Origin of the sequence: Bacillus sp. NPDC093026 (genome assembly GCF_044754665.1) — a bacterium.
GTDB classification, from domain to species: Bacteria; Bacillota; Bacilli; order Bacillales; family Bacillaceae; genus Bacillus; species Bacillus maqinnsis.
In genome coordinates, this window is the sequence record NZ_JBIVPN010000001.1 from 554,903 (window position 1) to 566,986 (window position 12,084).

Annotated in this window: 11 protein-coding genes; 1 reads left to right on the forward strand and 10 read right to left on the reverse strand. The window is 39.9% G+C overall.

The annotated features are described in order from the left end of the window. Positions 1-11: 11 nt before the first annotated feature. The 9 genes from ACIQCE_RS02820 to ACIQCE_RS02865 all read right to left on the reverse strand — a co-directional run bounded on the left by ACIQCE_RS02820 (position 12) and on the right by ACIQCE_RS02865 (position 10,687). Positions 12-797, reverse strand: a complete 786-nt coding sequence (locus tag ACIQCE_RS02820; RefSeq protein ID WP_400493493.1) for an SDR family oxidoreductase — start codon at positions 795-797, stop codon at positions 12-14. Positions 798-870: 73 nt separating this feature from the next. Then, positions 871-2,832: a methyl-accepting chemotaxis protein gene (locus ACIQCE_RS16365; protein ID WP_483861781.1), complete on the reverse strand. Its 1,962-nt coding sequence runs from the start codon at positions 2,830-2,832 to the stop codon at positions 871-873. A 118-nt stretch (positions 2,833-2,950) separates the two neighbouring features. Beyond that, the gene (gene splB / locus ACIQCE_RS02835; RefSeq protein WP_400493494.1) at positions 2,951-3,979 is read right to left on the reverse strand and encodes a spore photoproduct lyase; all 1,029 of its coding nucleotides are present in this window, start codon (positions 3,977-3,979) and stop codon (positions 2,951-2,953) included. Positions 3,980-4,050: 71 nt separating this feature from the next. Next, complete coding sequence (locus ACIQCE_RS02840; protein WP_353855971.1) at positions 4,051-4,290, reverse strand: transcriptional regulator SplA domain-containing protein; 240 nt, start codon at positions 4,288-4,290, stop codon at positions 4,051-4,053. A gap of 114 nt (positions 4,291-4,404) precedes the next feature. Beyond that, positions 4,405-6,120, reverse strand: a complete 1,716-nt coding sequence (gene ptsP / locus ACIQCE_RS02845; RefSeq protein WP_400493495.1) for a phosphoenolpyruvate--protein phosphotransferase — start codon at positions 6,118-6,120, stop codon at positions 4,405-4,407. After that, positions 6,120-6,386, reverse strand: coding sequence for a phosphocarrier protein HPr (locus ACIQCE_RS02850; protein ID WP_003211078.1), 267 nt, complete (start codon positions 6,384-6,386; stop codon positions 6,120-6,122). Before ACIQCE_RS02850 ends, ptsP begins: the two co-directional genes overlap by 1 nt. Before the next feature lie 93 nt (positions 6,387-6,479). Continuing rightward, a complete protein-coding gene (ptsG, locus tag ACIQCE_RS02855) occupies positions 6,480-8,579 on the reverse strand; it encodes a glucose-specific PTS transporter subunit IIBC (RefSeq protein ID WP_400493496.1) in 2,100 nt (699 codons plus the stop codon). A gap of 208 nt (positions 8,580-8,787) precedes the next feature. Continuing rightward, complete coding sequence (gene glcT, locus ACIQCE_RS02860; protein ID WP_400493497.1) at positions 8,788-9,642, reverse strand: glucose PTS transporter transcription antiterminator GlcT; 855 nt, start codon at positions 9,640-9,642, stop codon at positions 8,788-8,790. A gap of 55 nt (positions 9,643-9,697) precedes the next feature. Continuing rightward, entirely contained in the window at positions 9,698-10,687 is a 990-nt protein-coding gene (locus ACIQCE_RS02865) for a LacI family DNA-binding transcriptional regulator (RefSeq protein WP_353856569.1), read from the reverse strand. Positions 10,688-10,779: 92 nt separating this feature from the next. Between ACIQCE_RS02865 and ACIQCE_RS02870 the strand changes: the two genes are divergently transcribed. Further along, the gene (locus tag ACIQCE_RS02870; RefSeq protein ID WP_353855975.1) at positions 10,780-10,929 is read left to right on the forward strand and encodes a hypothetical protein; all 150 of its coding nucleotides are present in this window, start codon (positions 10,780-10,782) and stop codon (positions 10,927-10,929) included. 56 nt (positions 10,930-10,985) lie between these two features. Here ACIQCE_RS02870 and ACIQCE_RS02875 read toward each other — a convergent pair whose 3' ends face one another. Further along, the gene (locus ACIQCE_RS02875; protein ID WP_400493498.1) at positions 10,986-12,080 is read right to left on the reverse strand and encodes a M24 family metallopeptidase; all 1,095 of its coding nucleotides are present in this window, start codon (positions 12,078-12,080) and stop codon (positions 10,986-10,988) included. Positions 12,081-12,084: the final 4 nt, after the last annotated feature.

A 12,084-nucleotide genomic window follows, 5' to 3' on the forward strand; every position in this document is an offset into this window, starting at 1 on the left:
TCTTTTCCTCCTTAAAGAGACTTTGTCAATCCACCATCAATGACTAATGTTTGACCTGTCATATATGTATTGGCTTCAGATAAAAGAAAAGCCGCATATGTCGCAAACTCATCTGGCTGACCGTATCGTCCAAGTGGAATATCACGCTTTGCTTGTGCTTGGATGTCTTCAATCGTTTGATTTTCCGCTTGAGCTCGCTGCTTGTCCAAATGTTTGATGCGATCTGTTTCAATTTTTCCAGGAGCTAATGTATTGATCAGTATGCCATCTTTTGCAAGCTCTTCGGCGGCTGCTTTTGTCCAGCCAACAATGGCGGGTCTAAATGTATTAGACAGCATTAAGCCTGGTATCGGTTCTTTGACCGAAATGGAAGCAATGTTTAACACTCTTGCGCCGCGTTTTTTTAAATAAGGCAGGGCTTCTTTTAATAGCCGTATATAGCTGAGTAAATGAAGTTGAAAGGATTCTATCCAATCTTCGTCGGTTAAGGTGTCCAGCGTTCCTGTCTTAGGACCGCCCGTATTATTCACAAGAATGTCGAGTCGCTTCTCATCACCGGCAGCGGTTTGAATGAGTTGTTTGATCTGTTTCGCATCAGCTACATCACATACTTGATAATTCAACTTACCTGTTACGTGCGGCTTAAGTTCTTTTACCGTTTCTTTCAAAGTATGTTCATGCCTTCCTGATAACGTAACATCAGCTCCTTCTTTTGCTAGGGCAAAGGCAATCGCTTTTCCAATCCCTTGACTGCTCGCAGCAACTACTGCTTTTTTTCCAGATAGATTTACATCCATGTAAGCACCTCCATGGCTCTTATTTTATCATATAGAAAGAACCTTGCTCATTTGCAAGGTTCTTTTCACTCTATTACAGCTTAAAGCGGTCAACAGCCTGACGTAGTGCCTGACTGGATTCATTCAGCATTTCTGTTGATACTTTTGTTCTTTCTAATGTTTGAACTTGTTCATCTGTTGAAGCATGCACTTCCTCAGCTGAGGCAGCCGATTCTTCTGAAATAGCTGCAATATTTTGAATGGCATCATTCATTTTCTGCTGTTCTTCTGTCATTTGATTGATCTGTGCATGAATGCTGTCAATGGAGCCGACAAGTGCCTGCATTTCCATTGTAATACTGCTGAGTGCTTCACCTGTTGCATTAATGGCTTCTCCTTGTTCCTCATTCATTTTACTTGCTGCTGTCATGGCTTCAGCTGCCTTCTTGGATTCATCTTGAATGAGTTTCACGGTTTCACTAATATGTTTTGTTGATTGAGCTGATTGTTCAGCAAGTTTTCTCACTTCTTCAGCGACAACAGCGAAGCCTCGTCCGCTTTCTCCTGCTCTTGCTGCTTCAATGCTTGCGTTAAGAGCAAGTAAGTTCGTCTGATCAGAGATTTCAGAGATTGCTGTGACGACATTTTCAATATTTTTTGTCTTATGCTCAAGGTCCAGCAGCATTTGTTCTACCTTTTTAGATTCTTCATTTGCTTGTGTTGATTTTTGGACTAATAGGCCAAGAGCATCCAGACCTCTGTAGCTCGCATCCTCAGATGATTTTGAGTTGGTTTGCATCTGAGAGGCAAGCTCACCCATATGACGAACTTTTTCATACAATTGTTCTGATTTTTCATTAATTGTTTCAACTTCTGATGCTTGCTTAGATGCCCCTGTTGCGACTTCTTGAATGGCGGTCGCAATTTGCTCACTAGACAACAGCGTTTCATTTGAAATTTGTGTGACTTCATCTGTTGATTTCACAACCTGCTCTGATGCGCCTTTTACTTTTTCAATTAATTCTCGAATCCCTTCTGTCATTTGGTTAAAGCTTTTTGTTAAAAAGCCTATTTCATCTTGAGAATTCGTTTCCAGTGAACTGCTTAAATCTCCTTCAGACACTTTACGAACATGCTCTATTAACCGCTTGATTGGCGTTGTAATGCTTCTTGCTAATAAATAGCTGAAGAGCATTGCAAGTACAACGGCAATGACAGAAATGATGATACTTGTCTGATTCATCTGTTTTGTGATCCAAAGTAGCTTCTCTTTTTGGAAGCTGACCCCTATCGTCCAATTAGCTTCTTTGATTTTAGAAATGACTGTTAGCTGTTCATCATTATCAATTCCAGAATTGTCGATAGCTTTCTTTACAGACGCTACTTTTGATATATTTTTCCCCTGCTCTGTTGGATGTGCTAGCAGTGTACCGGTACCGTCAACTAAAAAAGCGGTTCCCATATAAGGAATTTTCTTTTCATTAATAAATGTTTGAATGGAGGTCAGCTTTAAATCAAGCCCAGCCACTCCTACTACCTTCCCATTTCGAACAATGGCCTTTGCTGCTGATACGACCATCTTATTTGTTGCTTTATCAATATATGGATCTGTCCATAATACCTTATCAGGCTTTTTAGCCGCTTGAATATACCAATCGCGTTTTGTTGGGTCATATCCCTTGCCAAAATCAGACTCTGGAAATGCAAACATTTTGCCATCACTCGTCCCAATATAGGCTAGAGAAATAAGCTCGTCCTGCTCCTTCAGTCCTTTCAGTTGATCGGTTTCAAACGTCGTTATTTGTTTTGTTTGTTTTTGCGCAAAATTCTCTGTGAGTGTACTTGTTGCCAGTTTGTTAATTGTTTCGCCGTATCCTTCAAGCTTTAGTGCAATCATGTCTCTCATGCTTTCTGCAATTGCTGTTGTTGTTGTTTTTGCATTGCGTTCAATGAGTGGCTTTAGAACTATGTTTGAACCAACTTGAACTGCCACGACGGTTAAAATTAAAATAACTGAGGTAAATACAGCTATCTTCATTTGAAGTTTCTTAAACATCTCATCACCCCTACATTATCCTACTTTGACATCCTATCTTGTATATCGGCAAAAATAATATGGTATTCAATAGTTTCAAGAAAATTTAAACAGAAAAAACAAGCCAAAAAGGCTTGTTTTAAGTAAAATATTCAATTTTTGCAGACGGAAAGTACTGTTCTATATATGATTCTAACGTCTGTCTTAATTCTTGTTCCTCATCTTTTTGATAGATATATTTACCAATTCCATACCTGCCCCATTTGTATCTTCTTTTATCCTCATCTAACTCTAACTTCGATTTCGGATAGTTTTTCTGAATGACACGCTTCGCTGGTTTCGTGAACCGGTGCTGAATCATTTCAAAGGTAATATCATGTCTCACATCTTCGGGGAGAGCTGCATCCAGCTTTTCAAAAAGAACTTTATACCCTTCTTGCCAACCATCATGAATATAAATTGGGGCAATGATAAAGCCAAGAGGATAACCTGCTTTTGCTACCTTCACCGCAGCTTCAATCCGCTGATCGAGCGGTGATGTTCCTGGTTCGAAATATTTAATGACATAATCGGCATTAATGCTAAAGCGAAACCGTGTACGCCCGTTATGTTTTGCATCTAACAAGTGATCCACATGATGAAACTTTGTGACGAAACGCAGCTTGCCAAGATCGGTCTGTCCAAAGTATTCAATCGCTCTTTTGAGTGTATGCGTCAAATGGTCAATCCCTACTATGTCAGATGTACAAGAAGCTTCAAAGCGTGTAATATCTGGTGCACGTTCGTTCATGTACTGCTCTGCCTGACCCAATATTTCTTCCACATTGACATACGTTCGAATGTAGGGCTTGCTTCCCATTGTTGTTTGCAGGTAGCAATAATGGCAATGCCCCATACATCCTGTAGCAAATGGTATCGCATACTCAGCAGACGGTTTAGATGAATCAAACTTTAATGTTTTTCTAACACCAATGACTAAAGTAGATTTCGCATTACGATACTTTTGTAAATCATTTTTCCCAGGTATATTTCTTACTTGGTTGTGTGAAGTTGTTTCTCTAATTTCAATCCCCATACCTTCGAATTTTTCTTTCAGCTCTTGTCCTAACGGGTACTCTAGTGCCCTAGGTTCAATGTAGACAAGCTGGGGGACGAAAGGCTTGATCATGATAAAGCACATCCTTACCTTTAAGGTTTACATACGGTTACTTTAGCCGATAAAAACGACTTTTATCCTTTCTAATATCTCCCTGATTCAAATAGTTCTTGATAAAGGGCTTCTGCTTCTTCATATGTTGAAAATACGGCATCATCTGGTGCTAATGTATGGTACGTTTCAAGTAAAAATAGAGCAAGCTCTTGTTCATTGTATGGATGTGAAACAATTTCCGCTTCTTTAATTTGTGCAACATTTGCTGCATGGGGATTTCGATAAATGACATACACTTGATCACCTGGCTTGTATTCTGAGAAAGGCAATCGGGTCACCTCCAGTTTTTTATTTTAGGATGCCCTATTCTTCTCACGATATGACTTAATATGATAAAATTCGACAAAAAAACCAGACAGCTACACCTGTCTGGTTAAATTCATCTAGTTTTGAAAAGTTTTCTTGACGAAGTCTACGACTTCCTCTGTTGTGCTAAATGATAGAATACGCTCTTTAAATGATTCAGCTTCTTTCTTAGAAAGCTTGCTAAGTTGCGTTCTTGCTGGAAGGATCGATGTTGCACTCATAGAAAATTCGTCTAATCCTAATCCAAGTAAAATCGGGATTGCGATTTCATCTCCTGCCATCTCACCACACATACCAACCCATTTCCCTTCTTTGTGCGCTGCTTCAATCACAAGAGTAATGAGGCGAAGAATAGCCGGATTGTATGGCTGATATAGATAAGACACTCGCTCGTTCATTCGGTCAGCAGCCATAGTGTATTGAATCAAATCATTTGTTCCAATACTGAAGAAATCCACTTCTTTTGCAAATCGGTCGGCAATGATAGCTGTTGACGGTATCTCTACCATCATACCGATTTCGATTGAATCTGATACGGCTATACCTTTTGCCACCAATGAATCTTTTTCTTCAAGTAAAATAGCTTTTGCTTCTCTAAACTCTGATAACGTCGCAATCATAGGGAACATGATTTTCAAGTTTCCATATGTACTTGCACGAAGTAAGGCGCGTAGTTGTGTTCTGAAAATCTCCTGCTCTTCTAGGCAAAGGCGAATCGCTCTGTAACCAAGAAACGGATTCATTTCTTTTGGAAGCTGCAAGTAAGGCAGTTCCTTATCGCCACCAATATCAAGTGTGCGGACTACAACCGGTTTGCCTCCCATTTTTTCTAATACGGTTTTATAAGCATCAAACTGTTCTTCTTCTGTTGGAAGTTGTTCTCTGCCCATATATAAGAACTCAGTTCGGTATAGCCCGACTGCTTCACCACCATTTTCAAGTACACCTTTTACATCTTCAGGCGTACCGATGTTTGCAGCTAGCTCTACATGAACACCGTCTTTTGTGACCGTTGGCTGGTCTACAAGCTTTGCCCATTCAGCTTTTTGAATTAAGAAGTCCTCATGCTTTTTTTGATACGCTTTCACTTCATCTTCAGAAGGGTGAATGATGACATCTCCGCTAATACCGTCAACAATCACTAAATCATCGTTTTTCACCGTTTTTGTTGCTTCTTTTGTTCCAACAACTGCTGGGATTTCCATTGATCTTGCCATGATTGCTGAGTGAGATGTACGACCGCCAATATCTGTCGCAAAACCTTTTACAAATTGACGGTTTAACTGAGCTGTATCAGATGGTGTCAAATCTTCAGCAATAATGATAACCTCTTCAGAAATCATACTTGGGTTCGGAATGTCAACGCCTAGCAAATGTCCAGTTACACGTTTTGTCACATCGCGAATATCCGCAGCACGTTCCTTCATGTATTCATTGTCCATTGCTTCAAACATTGTGACAAACGTTGCCGCTGTCTCTTTTAAAGCAAATTCAGCATTTACTTTATCAGATTTGATTTTATCCTTTACTGGATTTAGCAACTCAGGATCACTTAACACAAGAAGGTGTGCAGAGAAAATATCTGCTTTATCTTGTCCAAGCTCTTTTAGCGCATGCTCTTTAATCGCTTCAAGTTCTTGTTTTGAAAGTTGAATTGCTTCTTCAAAGCGTTTCACTTCTGTCTCTGGATCATTGATGTCTTTTTGGTGAACTGTTAAATCTGGTTCTTCCAGACGATATGCTTTTGCAATCGCAACGCCTGATGAAGCACCAATTCCTTTCAGTTGTTGCATTACTCGCCTAGGCCTTCACTTTTCATTGTGTCTTTTAGCGCAGCAAGTGCGTCGTTTTCATCAGAACCAGAAGCAGAGATCGTGATTGTAGCACCTTTCGCAATTCCTAGAGACATTACACCCATAATAGATTTAAGGTTCACTGTTTTACCATTATATTCTAAGTTGATATCAGCATCATATTTACTAGCAGTTTGAACAAGAACTGTTGCAGGACGCGCATGAATTCCAGAATCTGCAGTTACTTTGAATGTTTGTTGAGCCATTTTTATCAATCTCCTTTTTATACAATTAATACATCCACAATATTATATCATACTGCCGAGCTTGTCATCTAACAAGAACGGCAGTTATAAAAATTATTTTGAAATTTTTATAATATTTTCTTGACCTGCTTTGATTTCACCAGTTTCCTGAAGGTCAATAAATTGTCCTTCACTTAAGTTTGTAAAGACAATTGGTGTCATCAAGGATGGTACTTTAGACTTAATTTGATCAATATCAACCTCTAAGAGTTTTTGACCGATTTCTACTTGATCTCCCTCTTGTACAAATGCTTCAAAGCCTTCTCCTTTAAGACTGACCGTATCAATGCCAAAGTGAATTAAAATTTCTAATCCACCATCCGATTGAAGGCCAATCGCATGCTTTGTTGGGAAAACATTTAAGATTCTCCCTTTCACTGGCGATAACACTGTACCATCTTTTGGCAAGATGGCAAATCCGTCACCCATCATTTTTCCTGAGAATACTTGATCTGGCACATCTGTAATTGGATGTAACTCCCCTGTAATTGGTGCGGTAAATACTTCTTCCCCTTGTTCATTTTGAAGCGGCTTCGCTATGACCTCTTCGACCTGCTGATTGACTTCTTCTTTTGCAGAAGGGGCTTTAGCTGGACGCGGTGTGCGACCTGCAATAATATCTTGCATTTGCGTTTTCAAATTGTCAGAACGAGGACCAAAGATTGCCTGAATATTGTTACCTACCTCAAGGACACCTGATGCGCCAAGTTTTTTCAAGCGGTCTTTGTCCACTTTTTTCTGATCATTTACTGTCACACGCAAACGCGTGATACATGCATCAAGGTGTTTAATATTTTCTTGGTCACCCATTGCTTCAAGAATTTTATATGGCAGGTCATCTCCTTTTTCAGACTTGGTCATGTCTGCATCATCTGCCGCTTCATCCTCACGGCCTGGTGTTTTCAGATTAAATTTACGGATGGCAAATCTAAATCCGAAGTAATAAATCACGGCAAGAACAAGACCGACTGGTATAACAAGCCACCAAGCAGTTCTGTTTGGCAAGATACCAAATAAGAAGAAGTCGATTAACCCTCCTGAGAAGGTCATACCGATTTTCACGTTTAGAATATCCATTATCATAAAGGATAATCCAGCAAATATGCAGTGAATCGCAAACAATAATGGTGCAACAAATAAGAATGAGAATTCAAGTGGTTCTGTAATCCCTGTTAAGAATGATGTAAGAGCCGCTGATCCCATAATTCCTGCCACTAATTTTTTATTCTTTGGTTTTGATTCATGGTAAATCGCAAGTGCTGCCGCTGGAAGACCGAACATCATAAATGGATATTTTCCTGTCATGAATGTTCCTGCTGTGAGCTTAACACCATCTTTAATTTGTGCCATGAAAATACGCTGGTCACCACGGATAATATCTCCTGATAAGCTCTTATAGCTAAAGAACTCATACCAGAATGGCGCATAGAATATGTGGTGCAGACCAAACGGAATTAATGAGCGTTCAATGACACCGAATACAAAGGCAGCAAGCGGCTCATTCGCTGCGAGCAGTCCTGTTGAAAATGAGTTCAGTGCACCTTGGATTGGCGGCCAAATGATCAGCATCAAAAGTCCTAAAATAAGTGCTGAAACGGACGTAACAATCGGAACAAAACGTTTACCTGCAAAGAAACCGAGATATTGAGGGAGCTCAATTTTGTAAAATTTATTAAACATATAAGCTGCTAATACCCCGATAATAATCCCGCCAAAAACTCCGGTAGACAAGGTCGGTATGCCGAGCATATTAACATATGCTGGATGGCTTTCCTTAAAGAACTTAGCCAATTTGATTGAATCAGATGGAATGGATCCGTTGGCCATTAATACGGCACTCATCGTTACGTTCATGACAAGATAACCGATAATTGCGGCAATCCCTGCCACACCGTCTCCATTAGCAAGACCGATGGCAACCCCTACAGCAAATAAGAGCGGAAGATTCGAGAAGACAATGTTCCCCGCATTTTCCATGACGCTTGCAACAAGCTGAATTGTATCATTGCTTAAAAATTGAGCCACATCGATCAGTTGCGGATTTTGCATCGCATTCCCAAGTGCTAGTAAAATACCAGCAGCAGGCAGAATTGCAACTGGAAGCATAAGTGCTCGTCCAATTTTTTGCAACACACCAAAAAGTGATTTAAACACTGGTTGAACCTCCTTTTGTTTTCGCTTACAACATGCATTTCATTCTTGACCTATAGACACCTCTATTTCATAATTAACCGTTTACATTTCACTTTTAAAGACACAAAAAAGGCATGATGATATAAGGTTGCTCAAATAACAGGATTTTATCCTGTATTTACCTTAACTCACTCATGCCTGATCGAATCAGTTACACGTTTCAAGTAAACTATGAAATTTTATTAGTCAATCTGTACAGGTGAAGTGTCAGATAGACAGCTTCTGCTTCATGTACAGGTTTTTTCAATGCATGTTGCAAAATTTTGATCATTTTCCAAGCAGTATTGTAGCATAAAGGATATTCATTTTTCAATAGATGAAGCAATTTTTTTGGCTCCTCTAATGATTCTTCCCGTTTAATGCGCTCAATGGAAAATGTAATATGGCGCAGTAAGCGTAAATAATGAACACTTTCTCTATCTACCTTCATATGAAATGCATCTTCTATTACTTGTACCATTTGGGTGATGAGCTGTGAATGACGGTTGACCTCAGATAAAGGGCGATTCGTTAGAGCCGAATGGATATGAAGGGCAATAAAACCAATCTCTCCATCTGGCAACTTCGTTTCGACATCAGGTCGTTTGTTGATGAGCTCAACAACTTCCTTTGCGACCTCGTATTCTTTCGGATATAAAGACTTCGTCTCAAGCATAAATGGATTTGTGATATCATAGCCTTGCTTCACTCGCTTAAAACTAAAAGCAATGTGATCTGTCAGCGCAATATGAATATGTTCATTTAGCCGATGCCCCATTTTTTCCCGTATGTGATAAATGACGTCATTTGCGATCTCGATGATTTTCTCATCAATGTGATGAAGCAATTGCTTATATTCTGTTTGTTCCTTTGTATTTTTTAAAACAAACATTTTTTCAAATGCAGCTTGATCGAGAACATCACCCGCTTTTTTTCCGAATCCGATGCCTTTTCCAATGAGAACAACTTCGTCATATGATGGATGTCTTGCGATGATGACATTGTTATTTAACGCTTTATCAACGGTGAAGGATTCCATGAACATCCCCACCTCCTTCTTGTTCAATCTCTCTTATCGTACAAAACAGATGAAACTGGCGTCAACGTTTGTTTTTTAAATCGGTCGTCGATCGTTGGATGAGCCGAAATGGCAGCATCCTTTTTTCTGGTGGTTCTCCTTTTATGGCGCGGTCGAACAAGTCGAATGCCTCGTGTCCCATTCGTTTGAGTGGAACCTCAATTGTTGAAATCTCTAAAATTTCGCTCATTTTTTCGTTATGAAAGCTGAGAATCGCTGGAAGCTCTTCCGCTTTGAATTGGCGGCGCTGTGCTTCTAATAAAAAGCCCGCTGATACTTCATCATTAGTGATCAGTAATGCTGTGGGCCGCTTTTTCATCGCCTGCCATTCTGAAAATAATTGCTGTCCATCGAAAAGTGTCAGTTTCCCGCCAATCACCCATTCCTCCGAGATGTCCTGCCTAAGTGTTTGCATCATTTCTTGATAAGCATGGATCCGTGATCGGCTGTTTGCACCAGTTGTTCTTGCAAGAACGATTGCAAGTTTTTCATGACCACACGCCGCTAAATGCTCAAGTCCTCGCTTAAATGCTTGCTCATGTGAAATCGACACAGTTGAAAATTCATCATGTGATGTAGGATGACAAAAAATGATGGGTCCAGCTTCTTTCCACTTTAGGATTTCTCGATCGCTTAACGCTTTGGAACAAAAAATTAACCCATCTACACGCTGCTCTTTTAAACTCATCAAGGCTTCTTTTTCCTTTGCTTGATCGTAGCCTGTTTGAAACAAGGCAAAATGCATCCCGCACGCTTGTGCTTTCTCGGCAATGCCCGTAACAATTGCACTGAAATAGGAGTGATTGATCGTCGGAAGGACGACTCCAAGCATATTGGAATAGCCCTTCGCTAAATGAACGGCATGGATATTCCTTGTATATTCAAGCTCCTTCATGGCATCGAGCACTCGTTTACGTTTTTCTTCTTTCACATAAGGATGATGATTCATCACACGCGATACTGTTGTCACTGATACACCCGCTTTTTTCGCAATTTCCCTTATGTTTGGCATTTTTTCTCCTACTTTCTCTTGATATGGTAAGCGTTTCATACTTTAAGATGGGTGTGAGCTGATCAAATGACTGGATGAAAGGGGAATTCAAGATGGGTATCATCGTATTAATCGTGTTATGTATGGCTGTTTTGTTTTCTGCTCGCTTCGCACTACATCCTCTAGGAAAAGAACATAAAGTCACACCGTTTCAATCAATTGATGATTTTTTTATTGATAAGGATACGTCTCAACATAGGTGATAAAAGATCACGATGGATATTCCCATAATTGGATATCCATCGTGATCTTCTTTTCGTTACGGAATAATTGTCAGCTCCTTCGGATAATTGGTTAAGGTCACTGGACCATCTGCTGTAATGAGTACATCATCTTCTATTCTAACTCCGCCAACTCCTGGCACATAAATACCTGGCTCAATCGTATAAACCATGCCTTCTTTTAACAGGTCGTCATTTGCTTGACTCATTGAAGGAAATTCATGAACAGATACACCTAGCCCATGCCCAAGGCGATGAGGAAAAAATTCTCCATATCCTGCTTCTGTAATCAACCCTCTTGCTTTTAAGTCTAAATCACCGATTCTCACACCGGGCTGACTCATTTCAAGTGCCGCTGTTTCTGCTCTTAAGACTGTATTGTAAATGTCCTTTTGTTTCTCTGTAGCTTCTTGGAAGATAAATGTTCTTGTTATATCTGAACAATATCCATCTACCATGACGCCAAGGTCAAATAAGACAAAATCGCCCTTTTTTAAGGTTGCCTGTCCTGGATTCCCATGAGGTTCACCGGATTTTTTTCCAAAGAGAACCATTGTTGAAAAGGACATTCCTTGAATTCCTTTTTTCTTTAGTTCATATTCAATCACTGCCAGCACTTCAGTTTCTGTGACACCTTCTCTTAAAGCATTGACACCAATTTCGACACCTTCATCTGCCAGTTTAGCGGCTTTTTGCAGCGCAGCAATTTCGCTTTCATCTTTAATTAAGCGTAGCTGATTTAATTCCTCTTCTGCTCTGACAAATGTTTCCGCTCCTGTTACAGCTTTCAACTGCTCTGCTCTTTCAAGCGGGATGGTTTCTTTTTCAATCGCAAGGCGAGTGGTTGATACTTCACGTTCTTCAATCGCTACTTTGATAAAATCAAATGGATTTTCATGGTCTTCATATCCGATGATTTCACCTGACCAACCAGCATTCTTCGCCTGCTCCACTTCCATTTTTGGCAAAATCAAAAATGGATCAGCCTCTTGAAAAACAAACAGCCCCATTACTCTTTCATGCGGCTCTGTGAAATATCCAGATAAATAAAACACATTTTCCTTTGTATGTATAAACGCACCTTGAATGTCCTTTTTCTTTAGCCAAGAAGACAAGTTCTCCATTCGGTTCATCGTT